This window comes from Vibrio sp. Y29_XK_CS5, from assembly GCF_024181835.1.
Classification (GTDB): Bacteria; Pseudomonadota; Gammaproteobacteria; order Enterobacterales; family Vibrionaceae; genus Vibrio; species Vibrio harveyi.
This window is the reverse complement of the sequence record NZ_JAMZAM010000001.1, coordinates 775,011-792,284: the sequence shown is the minus strand read 5'-3', so window position 1 is coordinate 792,284 and position 17,274 is coordinate 775,011. Positions and strand designations below refer to the sequence as shown.

Sequence of the window (17,274 nt, the reverse complement as noted above, 5' to 3'; positions counted from 1 at the left end):
AGTTAGAGTTCAAACTCAGATTTGTTTCGGTTAAAGCGCAAGTTTCATCTTGTAGTAAGAGACGTCAGATTTGTAGAAGCGTTCGCCTTCAACGTTCATCCCAAATTTTTCGTAAAAAGCCAGTGCGGATTCTCTCGCATCGCACCAGAAATATTCAACAGGTGAGAACTTAAGACTTTCTAACACATATCGAATCATAGACGAACCAATACCCAACCCTTGATACTCAGGCAAGATAGCAAACTTGCGCAATCGAGCTTGATTGTCATCTCGGTATATCGACGCCACCCCCACCAATACGCTGTCGACGAATGCGCCAAAATGCTCCGCTTCCTCGTCGCCCTCTACTTTGCAATGTTCGATGGGTTTATTTGCCCAAAGTACTTGATGGCGAATTGGCATCGCATCTTGCCAAGTGATTTTATCTATACTGATGTTCATGCGTTACGACTCTCTCAAATGCAATTCATAAATGCCCAAACGCTGACTGGCGTCGAGCATCTCAAAATCATGATCAATGTATTCCTTTAGCGTCGCACCAGCGCGCTCTGCAATTTTGATGCTTGGTATGTTGTCTTCCATGCAATGAAATTGGATCACTTTGGCATTGCCTCTTTCTCGAATCAGTGGCACCAAACTCATCAAGACCAAATCAATTATTTGATGACCCCGACCTTTCTCAGCCAACCAATATCCAATCTCGGTTGCTTTGCTTTGTGTTTCGATGCCTTTGATACCAAGCACACCGACAAACTCTTGATTTAGGTTTATCGCAAACCAATAAGCATCGAGAGCATTGGAATTAATCCGTTGAGAAATATACGCCACCGCTTCTCTACGGTTAGTGACCCAGTCTGTCCAAGGCAGATATTGAGATAAACTCTCCCGACTCTCATTAACCACAGAGAGCAAGGTAGAAGCATGTTTAGTCAGCAAAGGCTCAATGGAAATACGCTCAGTAATTTGTAGCGCCTGATGTTGTTCATAGCCTTGGTACATAGTGATTCCGTAGTTAACTTTGCTTGATCAAAGTGAATGGCGTCAGTTCGCTTTCAACATAGTGTTTCCATACATGCTCGTACAGGTGATGTTGATTGGCAAATGGTACGAGCTGTTTTGCCTCTTCTAACGTGCACCAACGGTAGTCGGTGTGTTCATGATTAAGCGTTACTGTTTGATTTGGTTTGCAGAATAATACAAAACAAGGAATAACCATGATTCGATTCTTGTGCGCTTCATAAAACTGTTCGAGAAAATCTGCAGTATGAAGCTCTACATCTTCAATCTGTGTTTCTTCCTTAAGCTCTCGTACGATCGTTTGCCAGCCAGTTTCCCCCTCTTCGACACCACCAGCGACATGACACCAGTAACCGCCTTTTACTCGTTCTAGTAATAGCATTTTCTTTATGCCGTCGAATTCAGAAATCACCACACCGGACACATGCGTTGCTTGAATAGGAATCATCCACTTTTCCTTTAGAAATTATTGTTTTTTACTCTGAGCAAGACAGTCTACCTCGGTTCAAAAAGAAACGCGGGCTTTATCCCAGCGCACTGATCTTTTTGTGAGTTTAGTGTGCTAAAGTGCGATCTCCCGCAATAAACGAGCAGTAAGATGCCTAACTCACTCAACTCAATGATTCCCATTGGCGTGCGCTTTATGGTGCTGTCCGCGTTTGGTTTTGCACTGATGTCTGCCACGGTCAAGCACGTCAGCTTACACGGCATTCCCGTATTTGAAATCGTAGCCGCTAGGGCGCTGGTTTCGTTAGTGATCAGCTATCTCGATGTAAAACGTAAAGGTATATCCGTTTGGGGTAATAATAAGCCCTTGCTCTTTGCTCGCGGTGCCGTTGGAAGCATGGCTCTGATGTGCGTGTACTATTCCGTTACGACTTTGCCACTGGCTGAAGCGACCATTTTTCAGTATATCCACCCTGTTTTTACTGCCTTACTCGCCGTTTTCTTCCTTAAAGAACGTATCCAGTTCTCGACGTTTATTTGTATCGCCCTTTGTTTACTTGGGGTCTACGTCATGGTGCAACCAGAAACTGGTCCAGACGCCGAACATGCCTTACCAATGTTCAGTGTGATGATTGCTATCTTAGGCGCATTTGGCAGCTCTATTGCGTATGTAATCGTACGTAAGCTAAGCCAGACAGAAGACAGCTCTGTCATCATCTTTTATTTCCCATTAGTGGCGCTGCCTGCATCGATTCTTTTGATTGGCGATCAATTCGTCATGCCGGATTTGTATCTAACAATGATGCTTGTTTTGGTTGGTGTGTTTACTCAGATAGGACAACTGGGGTTAACGAAGGCAATGCAAACACAAGAAGCTGGTAAAGCATCGGCTTACTCATATGTACAGATCATTTTTTCTGTTGTGTTAGGTATCGTCTTCTTTGGAGAACTGCCTGCGGCATGGACATATCTAGGGGGAGCTCTCATCGTGACTGGCGCTTTGATTAATGTCTTTGGACAGCACCTAAAACTGCCATTTATGAAGCGATAATAAGCTCTTTATAAAGGAATCCCTTGGTTTCAAACAACAAAAGCCAGATCAAGACTCTGGCTTTTCTTTTGACAGCTCAACTAGATTAAGCGGCGAACTTTAAGCCAGCAATACCGGCAACAATGAGCAGCAAGCTGATGAGCTTGATTAACGTGGCTGGTTCATTAAATAAATAGATGCTGGCAATCGCAGTTCCTATAGCCCCTATTCCGACCCAAACACCGTAGGCAATGCCTAGAGGTAATGTTCTAAGTGCAATACCAAGTAACCAAAAGCTTAACACCATAAACCCGACCGTAAAGGCAGACGGCGCAAGCTTACTAAAGCCTTCCGAGTATTTAAGACCGACTGCCCATGCCACTTCGCATAGCCCCGCGAGAAATAGAATTGCCCAAGCCATTGAGAGATTCCAAATGATTGGGGTCGTCCCCGATAGTGATAAGAGCGGTGAGGTCGTCCTCACTTCTTGTGAATCCACATTATAAATAAAAAGCGCTTACCAACAACATTGAAGTGACTTCACGCAAACGTCGAACCGATTAATAGGAAAAATAAGTTCATTTAATATACCCAAGTAACCTCGAGATGTTGGGTTCAGCGAGAATGACTTGGTTTGTAGACGCGGCGGCGATTTAAAGATCTAGTCATTCTAAATCAAGAATCGTCAACAAAGTATACAAGCCAAGACAGCTCGCCCTTTGGGAGCGTGTCATTGACCCGATTGCTGCGTTAAACAACTTGGAAAGAGCTAACTATTACACTGCGTTGTTTTCCTTGAGCTCGAATCAATGACAACGCTCTGAATCCTGCATCTTGAAGTCACTTGGGTATAAACACCTTTATTTAACAGTTTGTATATAAACTTCTGCTGTTGAAAGTGATGCATTTATTGCACAAATCACACAAAACCGGAACAAGAATGCAACTTCGCAATCGTTTGTGTGATTCATGTCGCTTACAAAAGCTACTGATAACTTTAGTATTTGCGCGAATCCAATTATAAGGTATGACATACCCATGAAATATATAAAAACACCTCTTGCTCTCCTCATTGGTGCGGCCCTACTTACCGGATGCAATGACGATACTGAATATGTGAATGTTCAACCTAAAGAAGTAAAGATCGCCACTTATAACCTCTCTTTTGATCGCTATACTTTCAAAGCTCTTGTTGCAGAAATGCAAGTTGAACCAGCAAAACAAACTCAGCTCGTTACTGCGTACCTTGATAAATCAATTGCTGCGGAAGACAAAGCAATGGCTGAGAAAGTCATTCAGATCCGTAACGTAGCAGCAATCATCCAGAAGAACCGTCCTGATGTTCTGATGATGGCGGAATACAACAACGATGGCACTGGCGAAAACAAAACCGCGCTAGAGGGCTTCCAGAAAAACTACCTTTCTATCGCACAAAGCCTTGAAGGTGCAGGCGGTAAAGCTGATCTAGAGCCTATCGAGTACCCGTACGCGGAGTCTTACTCGACAAATACTGGCTTAAATAGTGGCTTAGACTTAGATAACGATGGCGTAAAAGGCAAACTACCTGGTGACGCTTGGGGCTTTGGTAACTACCACGGTCAATACGCGTTCGCTTTAATGTCTAAATACAAAATCGACACAGACAACACACGTACTTTCCAAGAGTTTAAATGGAAAGATATGGAAGGCGCTAAGATCCCTACCATCACGCTATGTGATGACCCAAGCAAATTCCCTGAAGGCATGGACTGTGGTGACGATTGGTACACTGCTGAAGAGTGGGAGCAAATTCGTCTGTCTTCTAAAAACCACGTAGACGCACCAATTATCATCCCAACAGAAAAAGGCGATGAAGTTGTTCACCTGCTTATGTCACACCCGACCCCACCAGTGTTTGATACAGGTAAAAACAAAGTACAAAACGGTGCAGAGGTTGAGTTCTGGCATCATTACGTACAGGGTAAAGACTACTTCTACGATGATGCTGGTAAGAAAGGCGGTCTGGCAGAAGGTGCGAAGTTCGTCATGATGGGCGACCAAAACCTTGATCCATTGGATGGTGATGGCTTTAGTGAGATCATGCAAGCATTCCACAATGATCCATTAGTTAACCAAGACGTGATGAATGGCGAGCTTTACCCAACAAGCTTTGGCGCAGCAGAACACGCAGCGGACGGCAGTTCTACTCACCCAATTCCAAATCGCATTACTTCAACATTTGGTCTAGGTGTTGACTACGCTATGCCATCAGCAAACCTAAACGTTGTGGATTCTGGCGTTTACTGGGCTGCATCTTATGAAGAAGGTCGTAAGCTATTTAACGATCCTCGCATTGGTGAGAAAGGGAGCGGTAAGGATGTTTCTTCTGACCACCGCATGATCTGGATTAAAGCTCAGTTCTAATCACGAACGTTCTAGAATTTAGTAACACAAAGCCTCGGTTTATGCCGAGGCTTTTTTATCGAGTCTCAAATTACCAGCGGTAAGTAACTGAAACACCGACATCTTCACTTGTCACCCAAGGCACGAGTTGAACATTCTCATCATAAGCATCTGTAAACACGTAAGCACTCAATGTGCCCAATGCAGCACCAGCTAACACATCTCGCCAATAGTGTTTCTTCGCCTCTACTCTGCCATAGCCGACTAATGTGGCAACACCGTATGCAGGTAAACCTGCTTCCCAACCATAACGCAAATAAAGAGTAGTAGCCGAAGCAAAAGCATTAGCCGTATGGTTAGAAGGAAAACTGTCGTTGCCACTTTTATCTGGACGCTCAGCATCAATGGTGGTTTTACCAATTAAGCCAACACCAGACGCAGCACCAATACTAAAGCCAGCTTGCCAAAAGCCGTCCCAGTCCCCTTTGTATACCGGAACAGCCGCCGCCGTTGCGACCAAGCCATACGCGCCAATATCGGTCAACACGTCCCAATCTTTCTCACTCATGGCATAAGTAGATTGGGCACAAAGAGTTGAGACTACGCCAACCAAACGTACAATTTTCTTCATTAATACAACCAATTAGATTTAAAAGTGCGAGCGAAAACTATCACAGCTCTCGCGATTGTTCGACTGCAAACTGTAACAATTAAAGCGTGAATTGTTTGTGAAAGGAGAATCAATGACTGGACTGAAGGGAACAACCTGAGACATAAAACGGGCAGTTACACACAAACTGCCCGTTTCGGATGTTTTACTTTCTGCGCTTGTAAACCACGCAGAAGTTGCCACGCTTGGTGCGACACTTAGAGCAACGTTCGCAGTCCACTTCGGCGCGGTTACCTTCTTTCCAGCGCTTGATCAATTGTGGCTCTGCTAATAACGGACGAGAAAGCGCGAAGAATTGGATCTTGGTGTTTTCAGCCAAATCTTCGATCGCACAGAAGTCGTTTAAGCCACCTACGGTAATCACAGGCACGTTCACATCTTGACTGATCACTTGTCCGTACTCGTGGAAGTAGCCCTCTTCTTGTAGCGTGTAACCGTCGAACGATTCACCTACCATGGTGCTTGCGTTGCCATGAATGTTACCCGATACAATGATCGCATCCACGCCCACTTCTTCTAGCTTCTTACAAACAATGCGCGTTTCATCGAACGTCAAACCGCCATCGAAGAATTCTGTGGCTGTCAGTTTCACCAGAATCGGGAAATCATCACCAACTAGCTTGCGTGTTTCGGCATAGATCTCCATAAGGAAACGCATGCGGTTCTCAAGGCTGCCGCCGTACTGGTCTTCGCGACGGTTGTAATATGGGCTTAAGAACTGGTTGATCAAGTACGTGTGCGCCGCGTGGATTTCTACACCATCAAAGCCAGAGTCTTGCGCACGCTTACTTGCTAATGCGAATGCTTTAACGATGTAGTCGATCTCATCTTGAGTCATCGCTTTGCCTTCAGTTTTGGTGCCACGCTCTGGCACTTCACTTGGAGCAAAAATTACACGTTCACCCACGTTAAATGTCGTTTTTGTACCGCCGTAAGCGATCTGCATGACGATCTTAGCGTCATGCTCATGGACAAGGTCAGTCAGCTTTTTGTATTCATCGATGAAAGAGTCGTTGTAGATCCCCATCATGCCTGCGTTCGGCTTCTCTTCTTCTACGATGTTTGCGTAGCCAGTAACGATCAGACCCACTTCACCTTTGGCAAGTTCTTCATAAATGTCGTACAGCTTCTCGGTCATGTGACCGTCTTCTGTCGCCATATTTTCCCACGTTGCACTACGTACAAAGCGGTTCTTTAGTGTCATGTTGCCAATGCGGGCTTCTGAAAACAAAATGCTCAAGTCCAGTCCTCTTAAAATCTGTCTTTTTAGATGCATCACTACCGAGCAGGAACGAAAAAGGAACAGCGATACACAAAGCATGGCTGTTCCTTCTCTGAATTTCTGTTCAGTGCGATGAGCGACGCGAACCTTACCGCCGAAACTGCGGCAAAACTTTAATCTGGATTAAGGTTTGGTGAGATAGATCACCGATTCCGCATTCATTGGTTTTGTTCTCATCACAACTACTGATGTCATCAATCGTTAACTCAGATTTACTTTCCTCTAATGAATAAACGGCAATGGAATTAACTCTAAACCAAGCACGCCACTGATGCTCATCACGACCAATAACGACACCTTAAACACCACTTTGGACCATTGGATATAGTTGTTGTAATTCACTTTTTGGAATGTCACCCGCGTCCACATAAAGCACACCGCCGCCGAGACCGCTAAATATTCGTAGCCGGCTTCACCCAGCATAAACAACCCAATAGCAACCACACCAAAAGCAACCACGTACGCTTTCATATGCTGATGCGCTTTAGCAATCCCCTCTTTAACGGGAAGAACAGGAATGCCTGCATCGCGATAATCTTGCATACGGAACATAGCAATCGCGTAAGAGTGAGGCATCTGCCAAAGACAAAACATAATGAAGAGTAAAATCGCTTCTAAGCTGATGTAGTTCGTCACCGCAAGGTAGCCCACCAACGGAGGAACCGCGCCAGAAATGCTGCCGACTAAGGTGCCGTAGACCGAGTTTCGCTTGTACCACATGGTGTAGAAGAAAACGTAAAACACGTAACCCAAGAGTACAACCACAGCCGAGAGCGGATTCACCAGTTGGAACAGTAACGCTGTGCCGTTAAGCAGCAATACCAAAGCGTAAACAAACGCCGCGTCGATGTTGATGTTTCCCATCACCAATTCACGGTTTTGCGTGCGCTGCATTTTTTGGTCGATATCGCGGTCGAAGATGTTGTTCACCACGCATCCTGATGCAATCACAAGCCCGACGCCAACTAACGTTGTTAGCAACAACAGAAAGTTAGCGGGTTCTGATTTTGCGGCGAGGAAGAACCCCGCCGCAACAGAAATCAGGTTGCCGAAAATGATGCCCGGTTTAGTAATAGACAAATAACTTTTCAGCATACCCTAGCCTACAACTTCATGTTGACGTTCATGTTGTAGATGATCCAGATCGATCCAGCGATCAGAATCAACACAACAATGGCGGTAAACATCAGTGACACCACGTTCCACTGCCCTTCTGACGTTTTCACTTCCATGTGCAAGAAGTACTTAAAGTGCACGAAGATCTGCACAATCGCACAACCAAATAACACGGCATAAGTCGCGGTATCTGGCAGCACTTGCGCCCACACACAATAGAAAGGAATCACGGTCAGGATCAGAGACGCAATAAAGCCTTTTACGTAATCAGAGGCACCTGTATCTAGATGTTGTTCCATTACATAACCCCCAATAAGTAAACGATGGTGAATACACAAATCCAAACGATATCGAGGAAGTGCCAGAACAAGCTCAAGCACTGGAATCGCATCGACATGTTATCGTTCAAGCCCTTGGTTGATAGTTGGTGGTAGCAAACGGCTAGCCAGATCAAACCAAAGGTTACGTGCAGACCGTGTGTTCCGACCAAAGTGAAGAACGCAGATAGAAATGCACTTTCTTGTGGACCATAGCCTTCAACAATCAGGTGATGGAACTCATACACTTCCATCCCGATAAAGCCGGCACCAAGTAAGAAGGTCACTTTTAACCAACGCTTTAACCCTGCAACGTCTTTGCGCTTCATCGCAATCATGCCGAAGCCAAACGTGATACTACTGAACAGCAGCAACATGGTTTCTACAAACACGAACGGCAGTTCGAAAATGTCTTTACCGGTTGGACCCGCAATAGAACCGCTTTCTAGTACTGCGTAAGTCGCGAACAAGGTCGCAAACAATACACAGTCACTCATTAGGTAAATCCAGAAACCAAACAGCTTAATACCTGCAGAATCATGGTGATGATCGTGGTCGTGAACCGCAACATTAGCTTGCATAAGTCACCTCCAGATCGTCTTTCTTATCGTTGTCTTTCACTTCGTTTTTCTTCGCTTCTTCAAGTTGAGCTCGACGCTCCGCTTCAATCGCTTTGATTTCTTCTACTTCAACGTAGTAATCCACGTCGTCGTTGTAGCTGTGTTGGATACACGTCACGATGATGCCAACAAAGCTTGCTGCTGCCAGCCACCAGATGTACCAGATCATCGCGAAGCCAAACACCAACGCCCATGCAGAAACATAAATACCTGTTGGTGTGTTCTTCGGCATGTGAATGCGTTCGTATTCCACTTCTTTGGTTGGATCGAATTCGCCACTCTGCTTTTGGTACCAGAACGCGTCTAGCTCATCGCCTTTTGGTAGGTGTGCAAAGTTGTAGAACGGCGGTGGTGAAGACGTCGCCCACTCAAAGGTACGACCGCCCCATGGATCACCCGTTAGGTCGCGGTTTTGCTCGCGGTCACGAACACTCACGTAGATTTGGATGAACTGACAAACCACGCCAAGCGCAATCACTGCCGTACCCGCTGCAGCAACTGCTAACAGTGGGAAGTACTCTGGGTTAAGATCTTGGCTTAGACGACGCGTCATGCCCATAAAGCCCAGCGCATAAAGCGGTAGGAACGCCATTAGGAAACCAACAATCCAGCAAATGAATGCACGTTTGCCCCATGTTTCGTTCATGGTGAAACCTGTCGCTTTCGGGAACCAGTAAGTGATCGCCGCGAAACAACCGAATACCACACCACCAATGATTACGTTATGGAAGTGCGCAATCAGGAACACGGAGTTGTGCAGAACAAAGTCCGCGCCCGGAACCGCCATTAGTACGCCCGTCATACCACCTACAGAGAAGGTAATCAGGAAGCCAACTGTCCACATCATCGGCGTGGTAAAGCGGATACGCCCTTTGTACATGGTGAATAGCCAGTTGAAGATCTTCACCCCGGTCGGGATAGAGATAATCATGGTGGCGATGCCGAAGAATGCATTCACATTTGCACCTGAGCCCATGGTGAAGAAGTGATGCAGCCAAACGACGAACGCCAAAATCGTAATTACAATGGTCGCCCATACTAGCGAGGTGTAACCAAATAGCTTCTTGCGTGAGAAGGTTGCCGTTACCTCTGAGAACACCCCAAAAATAGGCAAGATCAGGATGTATACTTCTGGGTGACCCCATGCCCAAATCAGGTTGACGTACATCATTACGTTGCCGCCGAGATCATTGGTGAAGAAGTGCGTACCGATGTAGCGATCCAACGTTAGTAGCGCGATGGTTACGGTTAGGATTGGGAATGAAATGATAATTAGGATGTTGGCACACAGGGAAGCCCACGTGAACACTGGCATCTTCATCATTGGCATAGACGGCGTACGCATGCGCAAAATAGTTGCAAAGAAGTTCACGCCGGTCAGCGTGGTGCCGACACCGGATATTTGCAGCGCCCATATCCAATAATCCACCCCAACTCCGGGGCTTGCCTCAATACCAGAAAGCGGCGGATACGCCAACCAACCAGTACGACCAAACTCACCTAAGCCAAGTGACATATTGGTGAGGATCACGCCCACAACAAACAGCCAGAAACTCAGGTTGTTTAGGTAAGGGAATGCCACATCACGCGCACCAATTTGCAGCGGTACGATGATGTTCATCAAACCAATCACCAACGGCATCGCCACGAAGAAAATCATGATTACGCCATGGGCAGTAAAGATTTGATCGTAGTGATGTGGTGGTAAATAACCGCTCTCGCCTGCTGCAGAAAGCAATTGTTGGCTACGCATCATGACCGCATCAGCAAAGCCACGAATCAACATCACCATTGCCACGGCGATGTACATAAAGCCTAGTTTTTTGTGGTCTACCGAAGTAAACCATTCATTCCATAAGTATTGCCACTTACCCGCTTTGGTTATCGCCGCAACGACAGCCAAACCAACGATCGCGATCACCGCAAGAGTGACGACAATAATCGGCTCGTGATAAGGGATTGATTCAAGTGTTAATCTTCCAAACATTGCGATTATCCTAGATTTTCCGGCAAACAGTTCATTGAACCCGGATGCTGGGTCACGACGTCGGTGAACAAAAATGGTGGAATACTAGAGAACATCTTCACAGGCTCCGCCACCGTTGGTGATGCAAGCGCACGGAATTGCTCCCAGTCTTCGATTCGGTCAGGGCTGGCTTTCACTTGCTGTACCCAATTCAGGAATGCAGTGCGATCTTCCATTGCTGCTGCGGTAAATTTCATCTGCGAGAAGCCCTTACCGCTGTAGTTAGAAGCAAAGCCTTTATAATCCCCTGTGTGGTTCGCAATCAGATTCAACTTGGTCACCATACCTGGCATCGCGTAAATCTGAGTTCCGAGACGAGGGATAAAGAACGCGTTCATGATGTTGTCTGAGGTCAGTTTGAACTGAACCGGAACATCTTTCGGAAACGCCACGTAGTTCACTGTCGCAATGTTCTCTTCGGGGTAGATGAACAGCCATTTCCAGTCGAGTGAGACCACCTCAATGGTGATGGGTTTGACGTCACTTACGATGGGCTTAGACGGCTCTAACTCGTGAGTAGAACGCCAAGTGATGGTTGCCAAAATCGCGATGATGATGATTGGAATCGTCCACACCACCACTTCGATCTTGGTCGAGTGCGCCCACTCTGGAGCGTATTCCTCGCCAGTGTTCGACTCTCGGTAGCGGTAAGCAAAATAGATTGTCATTAAAATCACGGGGATCACGACAATCAGCATCAGTAAAAGCGCTGTAATGATCAGTTCTTTTTCCTGAACGCCAATACTACCTTTCGGGTCAAGTAGAGCAGAGTTACACCCTGAAAGCATAAGAATGGTTCCTGCCAAACTTATCCTCGCTAAGATGCGTTTGTATCTTGAAGCTTCCATTAACTTTCTCGATGGTTAGCCAACAACAGAGCAAGCCCTGCGATTGGTTGTCTTGGTCATTAGAATATTTTTGTGTTGAGCTTGTGCAGCAATGGACTTCTTGGTGGGAGGTATCAAGTTGCTTGATGGTTAAAACCACACTCACAACGTGAGTTTATTGTTACACTTTGAAATACATTGTTACATTCGAGCGCATTATGCGGAGGGAAAAAGGAAAGCTCATTAGCCACAGATGGAAACTAACGTTCCATTTATGAAAGCTAATATTGATAAAGGAATAGCAAAGCAGGTGCACAAGATTGACGTACTACAGCATATATTCTTTTCTATACAGCAACTTAAGCAACCCAAACGAGAAGAGTAATCAGTTGCGTATTCGGCGCGAGAGTGTGAGCTACATTAGAAAGTGCGAATTAAGGAAAGCGTGATCAGTATCATAGTTATGAATTCACATACTATTTACATGGCATTTCCGCAGTAAATGATTATTTAGGCAATCCAATCTACCAGATTAATACCAAGTGCTTTTTATGAGTGATATTTGGTTCAATTGTTAATCGAATGAACTCACTAAAAAGAAACGAGCGCTACTTAACTAGCGCTCGCTGTTAGAAACAAATGGCTCAATGCTACATTCTCATTCCGCCATCCACTTCGAGCACTCGCCCTGTGAAGTAGTCGTTTTCAAGAATGTATTTCACAGCATGGGCAATCTCACTCGTCTCCCCCATCCTACCGACGGGTATCATCTTTTGCAGCCGGTCTATGGCTTCTGGTTTCATTTGATCTGCCATTGCCGTTTTGACGACACCGGGCGCAATAGCCGCAGAGCGAATGCCATATCTGGCGAGTTCTCTTGCCCATGTTGTTGCCATGGTTGCGACGGCAGCTTTCGATGCAGAGTAATTGGTTTGCCCAATATTGCCCGCTCTTGCGACGCTGGAGATGTTAATGATGGCGCCCTTCGAGCCACTCTCGATCATTTTGACTGCCGCTTCTCGACCACACAAGAAGGTGCCCGTGACATTGACGTTCATCACTAGGTTGAACTGCTCAAGCGACATCTTGGTGATCTCACCGTCTTTGGCTTTGACTAATAACCCATCTCGCAAGACGCCAGCGTTATTAACTAAGCCATTTAGCTGCCCAAAGTCTTGAAGAATCTCATTAAAGGTATCCTCCACTTCAGATTCATTGGTGACATCAAGTCGATAGATCAATGCTTTGGCACTGAGCATGCGGCATTGTTCTTGGGTATTCAGCAGTCCCGTTTCGTTAACGTCAAGCAATGCTAAATCCGCGCCCGCTTGAGCGAGGCTGACCGCCATCATCTGCCCTAGTCCTTGTCCCGCACCTGTGATTGCAATGACACTGTTTTTTAAATCCATATCTGTACTCCATTACTGGATAACTTCCATGCTCAAACGCCTGATAGGAAATATCTCCGTTAGCCCTTCTGGTTCTTATAGAATTCAAACAAGCTAGAGAAATCGAGTTCTGCATGACCTGCTGCGTTATGGAATGCATAAAGATTACGAGCCAAAGAGCCCATCGGAACAGAAGAGTTGGTTTGCAGCGCCGCATCCAAGCCTAAGCCGAGATCTTTGAGCATCAACTTGCTCATAAAGCCGGGATTGTATTGATTACTCGCTGGCGCAGAGTCCATCACGCCTGGGCATGGGTTATAGAGCTCCAACGCCCAGTTTCGACCAGAGCTTTGCAGCATGATATTGGATAAGACTTTCGGGTCGAGACCATGGTCAATGCCGAGATTGAGTGCCTCGCAGGTTCCCGACATCAAGATACCCAACATCAGGTTATTACAGATTTTTGCCATCTGACCGTCGCCCGCTTTACCAGCGTGGAACACGTTCTTGCCCATGTATTGCAAGATCGCATTGGCTTTGGAGAATGCTTCATCCGAGCCTCCAACAATAAAGGTCAGCGTTGCTGCTTTTGCGCCTGCTACACCACCAGAGACGGGCGAATCGACAAACAACAATCGTTTGTTCTGAGCTTCGTTCGCCACCAAGCGAGCAGAATCTGGATCGATGGTCGAACAGTCAATCAGCAATGCGTTGTCCTGCACAATGTTGAGCAGACCGACACCACCGTGTAAATCCCCCAAATACACCGCGCGCACGTGTGCACCTGCTGGTAGCATGGTGATGATTGTTCCTGCGCCATCTACGGCTTCTTCTAGCGTACTGGCGACCACTGCGCCAAACGGTTCGAGTTGCCTCGCCGCATTCACATCCACATCGAACACTTGCACGTGAAACCCTGACGCCAATAGGTTTTGTGCCATTGGACTGCCCATGTTGCCCAAGCCAATAAATGCAATGGTACTCATGTTGTTTCTCCTTATTTTCCTAGCTGTGCAAGTGGATGTTCCTCTTCTGACCAAAGAGAAGTGAACAAGGTGTCGATGACGCTCTCATCGACTTCACTGACGCTGTTAAACATCCATTTTGGATTGCCATCTTTATCAACTAATCGAGAGCGCACGCCCTCTTCAAACTCACCGAGTAATGCGCTGCGAACTGACAAGGTAAGCTCTAGACGGAAACAATCCGCCAACGACAAACGGTGGTACTCTTTGACTTGTCTAAAACAGATATGTGCGGTGATTGGACTGCCCGCAACAAACGATTTTTGTGCGTTCTCAAGCCATTGAGTCTCGCCTTCCATTGCTTGAATACGTTGGGAAATCTGATTTAAGTCATAGCCTTTGCAGGCTTCTTTAATTTGGTCGAGATAAGGGCAAATCTGAGTTGTCGGCTTACTGTCGATGACTTGATCTTCCATCAACTGAAGTAACGCACTGACAAGCGATTTGGCATCGGCAGAGCCCCAGTCGACTTGTTTCAGCTCTTCAAGCAACGCCGGATATTGCTCTTCCAGCAGCAACCATTCCGCCAACCCTATAGTGACAGCGTCACTTGAATTCACCATTGCGCCAGTTAGACCAAGGAACAAACCTACCTCTGGGTCGATTTGACTTAAGAACCAAGTACCACCTACGTCTGGGTAAAGCCCAATATTGATCTCTGGCATCGCGAGACGAGATTTAGGCGTGACGACTCTGTGGCTGGTGCCCATAAATAAGCCCATGCCACCGCCCATCACAATACCCTCTCCCCAGCCAATGATTGGCTTTTGGTAGGTATGAATCAGGTAATCACATTCGTATTCGAGCGAGAAGTAGTTAGAACAGAACTCGGCAGTCTCCTCTTTGCTTTTTTCGTGCATGACGTGGTACATGGTTCGTACATCGCCCCCTGCACAAAACGCTTTTTCACCCGCCCCGTTGAGGATGACACACACCAAATCAGGGTCATCTTGCCATTCGATAAGTTGGTCGTTGAGCTCTGCCAACATGTCGTAAGTCAACGCATTCAAAGAAGCCGTGTTGTCTAACGTCGCGATACCAATCCGGTGCTCGCCGTCTAAGCAATCTATTTCGCTAATGGTTACTTTCCCTGTCATGCGACCTCCTATTGATTCTTCCAGTTGGGTTTACGTTTCTCTAAGAAGGCACGAACCCCCTCGGTTTGATCTTCGGTATCGAATAAGTTTAGAAACAGTTCTCGCTCTTTAATCAGACCATGTTTGAGTGGCGCTGAGCGCATGTTTTGGATAAGCGCTTTACATGCGGTTACCGAAGGAGGCGATTGATTGGCAACCGATTCTGCAAGCTCAATGGCTTTATTAAGCGCTCCACCTTTTTCCACCACTTCTTCTGCTAGTCCAAGTTCTCGAGCTTGTGCTGCACCGACTTGTTCACCGCACAATATGATGCGTTTCGCCCAACCTTCACCGACCAATGCGGTTAGGTTTTGCGTACCACCAGCACAAGGCAGTAATCCGACTTTCGCCTCTGGCAGTGCCAGCACGGCTTGCTCTTCTACCACACGAATATCACACGCCAATGCGACTTCTAATCCACCTCCCATGGCGTAGCCGTTGATGGCAGCGATAGAAACCCCTCGAAATGCAGACAGCGTTTCAAAGGCTTCACCAAAGATACGCGCCATCTCTAACGCCACCGCTTTATCGCCATCGGCAAACAACTTGAGGTCTGCCCCTGCAGAGAAAAACTTCTCTCCATTCCCAGTAAGCACTAGAGCGTAAACGTCTTTGTTGTCGTTTAGCGCTAGCACTAGCTCTTTCAATGCGGTTAAGCTTTGTGACGTCCATGTATTAGCGGGCGGGTTGTTCATGGTCACCACCGCAACATGATTGCTGATGGTATGTTGAATCGCTTGTTGTTCTGTTAGTGGCATATCTCTGAATCCTTTCTTGATGAAAATGACCTGAGCTTTATGAATAAAAGCAGAGCTTGTCGGCTGCACTTATAGCAATGCGGACTCTTCTGCGAGCAATCGACGCGCGATGATCAACCGCATGATCTCGTTGGTGCCTTCCAAAATCTGGTGCACTCGAACATCACGGAAATAGCGCTCCATTGGGTATTCTTTGATGTAGCCATAGCCACCGTAAAGCTGTAGCGCTTGGTCACAGACTTGAAAGCCGACATCGGTTGCAAAGCGTTTTGCCATGGCACAATAAGTCGTGGCGTCTGGGTCACCTCGGTCTAACTTGCTGGCGGCGTACCGCACCAGTTGGCGGGCAGCGACAAGCTCAGTTGCCATGTCTGCCAGTTTGAATTGCAATGCTTGGAATTGAGCTAATGATTTGCCGAACTGTTTACGTTCTTGCATGTACTGCGCCGCTTGATTCAACGCTTGCTGAGCCGTACCGACAGAACAGGTCGCAATGTTGATGCGTCCGCCATCCAAACCTTTCATGGCGAACACAAAACCTTGTCCTTCTTCCCCGAGCAGATGTGATACTGGAATAGAAACATTGTCGAAAGTCACCGCCCGTGTCGGCTGACTGTTCCAGCCCATTTTCGGCTCTTTACGTCCGTAGCTAATACCGTCTGCATCGGCGGGGACAACAAACGCGGATACACCTTTCGCGCCCGCATCGCCGGTTCTCGCCATCACGACTAAAACGTCGGTATCGCCTGCGCCAGAAATAAAGGTTTTGCCGCCGTTGAGAATGTAGTTATCACCTTGCTTAGTCGCAGAAGTCGTTAGAGACGCCGCGTCCGAACCTGCGTTTGGCTCGGTTAAACAATAAGATCCGAGAAACTCACCCGTAATAAGTTTTGGGCAGAACGCGTCTTTCACTTCTTCAGTTGCAAAGCTCGCGACCATCCAAGTGACCATGTTATGAATGGTCATAAACGCGGTAGTCGATGTGCACCCCATGGAGAGTTGCTCGAAAATGATAGACGCATCCAAACGGCTTAATCCCAAACCACCTTGCTCTTCTGGGGTGTAGAGGCTCAAGAAACCGAGTTCTCCTGCCTCTCGAAGAATGTCTTTCGGGAAGATTTGTTTCTCATCCCACTCTGCTGCCATTGGCGCTAAACGCTCTGCCGCAAACTGCTGAGCCGTGTCGGCAAACATACGTTGATCTTCGTTGAGTTCAAAATCCATATGAGCTCC

18 protein-coding genes are annotated in these 17,274 nt (G+C 46.8%); 2 read left to right on the top strand and 16 right to left on the bottom strand.

What is annotated here, in order from left to right:
• Nucleotides 1-30: 30 nt before the first annotated feature.
• Genes NL647_RS03510 through NL647_RS03500 form a run of 3 tightly spaced genes read right to left on the bottom strand, consistent with a single transcriptional unit; the run spans nucleotide 31 to nucleotide 1,465 of the window.
• Nucleotides 31-441, bottom strand: a complete 411-nt coding sequence (locus NL647_RS03510; protein ID WP_005451623.1) for a GNAT family N-acetyltransferase — start codon at nucleotides 439-441, stop codon at nucleotides 31-33.
• A 3-nt stretch (nucleotides 442-444) separates the two neighbouring features.
• A complete protein-coding gene (locus tag NL647_RS03505) occupies nucleotides 445-999 on the bottom strand; it encodes a GNAT family N-acetyltransferase (protein WP_005451622.1) in 555 nt (184 codons plus the stop codon).
• A gap of 13 nt (nucleotides 1,000-1,012) precedes the next feature.
• Entirely contained in the window at nucleotides 1,013-1,465 is a 453-nt protein-coding gene (locus tag NL647_RS03500; RefSeq protein WP_005451621.1) for an NUDIX pyrophosphatase, read from the bottom strand.
• A 150-nt stretch (nucleotides 1,466-1,615) separates the two neighbouring features.
• Here NL647_RS03500 and NL647_RS03495 point away from each other — a divergent pair, with 150 nt between their 5' ends.
• The gene (locus NL647_RS03495) at nucleotides 1,616-2,515 is read left to right on the top strand and encodes a DMT family transporter (RefSeq protein WP_253649643.1); all 900 of its coding nucleotides are present in this window, start codon (nucleotides 1,616-1,618) and stop codon (nucleotides 2,513-2,515) included.
• Nucleotides 2,516-2,600: 85 nt separating this feature from the next.
• Here the strand turns inward: NL647_RS03495 and NL647_RS03490 are convergent, their stop codons facing one another.
• Complete coding sequence (locus NL647_RS03490; protein ID WP_005451619.1) at nucleotides 2,601-2,915, bottom strand: multidrug efflux SMR transporter; 315 nt, start codon at nucleotides 2,913-2,915, stop codon at nucleotides 2,601-2,603.
• Between the two features lie 617 nt (nucleotides 2,916-3,532).
• Between NL647_RS03490 and NL647_RS03485 the strand changes: the two genes are divergently transcribed.
• Nucleotides 3,533-4,897, top strand: coding sequence for an endonuclease/exonuclease/phosphatase family protein (locus tag NL647_RS03485; protein ID WP_253649642.1), 1,365 nt, complete (start codon nucleotides 3,533-3,535; stop codon nucleotides 4,895-4,897).
• Between the two features lie 70 nt (nucleotides 4,898-4,967).
• Here NL647_RS03485 and NL647_RS03480 read toward each other — a convergent pair whose 3' ends face one another.
• The 12 genes from NL647_RS03480 to NL647_RS03425 all read right to left on the bottom strand — a co-directional run bounded on the left by NL647_RS03480 (nucleotide 4,968) and on the right by NL647_RS03425 (nucleotide 17,265).
• Nucleotides 4,968-5,507 carry a phosphatase PAP2 family protein gene (locus NL647_RS03480; RefSeq protein WP_009701640.1) on the bottom strand — a complete coding sequence of 180 codons (540 nt, stop codon included), beginning with the start codon at nucleotides 5,505-5,507 and terminating at the stop codon, nucleotides 4,968-4,970.
• Nucleotides 5,508-5,691: 184 nt separating this feature from the next.
• A complete protein-coding gene (locus tag NL647_RS03475) occupies nucleotides 5,692-6,786 on the bottom strand; it encodes an NADH:flavin oxidoreductase (RefSeq protein ID WP_253649641.1) in 1,095 nt (364 codons plus the stop codon).
• Between the two features lie 264 nt (nucleotides 6,787-7,050).
• Nucleotides 7,051-7,923, bottom strand: coding sequence for a heme o synthase (gene cyoE / locus NL647_RS03470; protein ID WP_253649640.1), 873 nt, complete (start codon nucleotides 7,921-7,923; stop codon nucleotides 7,051-7,053).
• An 8-nt stretch (nucleotides 7,924-7,931) separates the two neighbouring features.
• Complete coding sequence (gene cyoD / locus NL647_RS03465; protein ID WP_005443825.1) at nucleotides 7,932-8,243, bottom strand: cytochrome o ubiquinol oxidase subunit IV; 312 nt, start codon at nucleotides 8,241-8,243, stop codon at nucleotides 7,932-7,934.
• Nucleotides 8,243-8,842, bottom strand: a complete 600-nt coding sequence (cyoC, locus tag NL647_RS03460) for a cytochrome o ubiquinol oxidase subunit III (protein WP_005451611.1) — start codon at nucleotides 8,840-8,842, stop codon at nucleotides 8,243-8,245. Before cyoC ends, cyoD begins: the two co-directional genes overlap by 1 nt.
• Nucleotides 8,832-10,868 (bottom strand): cytochrome o ubiquinol oxidase subunit I, encoded by a 2,037-nt coding sequence (cyoB, locus tag NL647_RS03455; protein WP_171370308.1) that lies wholly within the window; start codon nucleotides 10,866-10,868, stop codon nucleotides 8,832-8,834. The genes cyoC and cyoB overlap by 11 nt, the downstream gene beginning before the upstream one ends.
• A gap of 5 nt (nucleotides 10,869-10,873) precedes the next feature.
• Complete coding sequence (cyoA, locus tag NL647_RS03450) at nucleotides 10,874-11,755, bottom strand: ubiquinol oxidase subunit II (protein ID WP_253649639.1); 882 nt, start codon at nucleotides 11,753-11,755, stop codon at nucleotides 10,874-10,876.
• A 629-nt stretch (nucleotides 11,756-12,384) separates the two neighbouring features.
• Entirely contained in the window at nucleotides 12,385-13,143 is a 759-nt protein-coding gene (locus tag NL647_RS03445; RefSeq protein WP_005443821.1) for an SDR family oxidoreductase, read from the bottom strand.
• A gap of 59 nt (nucleotides 13,144-13,202) precedes the next feature.
• Nucleotides 13,203-14,108 (bottom strand): 3-hydroxyisobutyrate dehydrogenase, encoded by a 906-nt coding sequence (mmsB, locus tag NL647_RS03440; RefSeq protein WP_122069919.1) that lies wholly within the window; start codon nucleotides 14,106-14,108, stop codon nucleotides 13,203-13,205.
• An 11-nt stretch (nucleotides 14,109-14,119) separates the two neighbouring features.
• Nucleotides 14,120-15,244 carry an enoyl-CoA hydratase/isomerase family protein gene (locus NL647_RS03435; protein WP_239967725.1) on the bottom strand — a complete coding sequence of 375 codons (1,125 nt, stop codon included), beginning with the start codon at nucleotides 15,242-15,244 and terminating at the stop codon, nucleotides 14,120-14,122.
• Between the two features lie 8 nt (nucleotides 15,245-15,252).
• A complete protein-coding gene (locus NL647_RS03430; protein ID WP_253649638.1) occupies nucleotides 15,253-16,041 on the bottom strand; it encodes an enoyl-CoA hydratase in 789 nt (262 codons plus the stop codon).
• A gap of 69 nt (nucleotides 16,042-16,110) precedes the next feature.
• The gene (locus tag NL647_RS03425) at nucleotides 16,111-17,265 is read right to left on the bottom strand and encodes an acyl-CoA dehydrogenase family protein (RefSeq protein WP_045418329.1); all 1,155 of its coding nucleotides are present in this window, start codon (nucleotides 17,263-17,265) and stop codon (nucleotides 16,111-16,113) included.
• Nucleotides 17,266-17,274 lie beyond the last annotated feature (9 nt).

Excerpts from the sequence above, each read along its gene's own strand:
- cyoC (WP_005451611.1), bottom strand. The coding sequence starts at position 8,842 with ATGCAAGCTAATGTTGCGGTTCACGACCACGATCATCACCATGATTCT.
- NL647_RS03480 (WP_009701640.1), bottom strand. The coding sequence starts at position 5,507 with ATGAAGAAAATTGTACGTTTGGTTGGCGTAGTCTCAACTCTTTGTGCC.
- NL647_RS03425 (WP_045418329.1), bottom strand. The coding sequence starts at position 17,265 with ATGGATTTTGAACTCAACGAAGATCAACGTATGTTTGCCGACACGGCT.
- cyoD (WP_005443825.1), bottom strand. The coding sequence starts at position 8,243 with ATGGAACAACATCTAGATACAGGTGCCTCTGATTACGTAAAAGGCTTT.
- NL647_RS03435 (WP_239967725.1), bottom strand. The coding sequence starts at position 15,244 with ATGACAGGGAAAGTAACCATTAGCGAAATAGATTGCTTAGACGGCGAG.
- NL647_RS03510 (WP_005451623.1), bottom strand. The coding sequence starts at position 441 with ATGAACATCAGTATAGATAAAATCACTTGGCAAGATGCGATGCCAATT.
- NL647_RS03495 (WP_253649643.1), top strand. The coding sequence starts at position 1,616 with ATGCCTAACTCACTCAACTCAATGATTCCCATTGGCGTGCGCTTTATG.
- NL647_RS03430 (WP_253649638.1), bottom strand. The coding sequence starts at position 16,041 with ATGCCACTAACAGAACAACAAGCGATTCAACATACCATCAGCAATCAT.
- cyoA (WP_253649639.1), bottom strand. The coding sequence starts at position 11,755 with ATGGAAGCTTCAAGATACAAACGCATCTTAGCGAGGATAAGTTTGGCA.
- NL647_RS03490 (WP_005451619.1), bottom strand. The coding sequence starts at position 2,915 with ATGGCTTGGGCAATTCTATTTCTCGCGGGGCTATGCGAAGTGGCATGG.
- NL647_RS03505 (WP_005451622.1), bottom strand. The coding sequence starts at position 999 with ATGTACCAAGGCTATGAACAACATCAGGCGCTACAAATTACTGAGCGT.
- NL647_RS03500 (WP_005451621.1), bottom strand. The coding sequence starts at position 1,465 with ATGATTCCTATTCAAGCAACGCATGTGTCCGGTGTGGTGATTTCTGAA.
- NL647_RS03485 (WP_253649642.1), top strand. The coding sequence starts at position 3,533 with ATGAAATATATAAAAACACCTCTTGCTCTCCTCATTGGTGCGGCCCTA.
- NL647_RS03445 (WP_005443821.1), bottom strand. The coding sequence starts at position 13,143 with ATGGATTTAAAAAACAGTGTCATTGCAATCACAGGTGCGGGACAAGGA.
- mmsB (WP_122069919.1), bottom strand. The coding sequence starts at position 14,108 with ATGAGTACCATTGCATTTATTGGCTTGGGCAACATGGGCAGTCCAATG.
- cyoB (WP_171370308.1), bottom strand. The coding sequence starts at position 10,868 with ATGTTTGGAAGATTAACACTTGAATCAATCCCTTATCACGAGCCGATT.
- cyoE (WP_253649640.1), bottom strand. The coding sequence starts at position 7,923 with ATGCTGAAAAGTTATTTGTCTATTACTAAACCGGGCATCATTTTCGGC.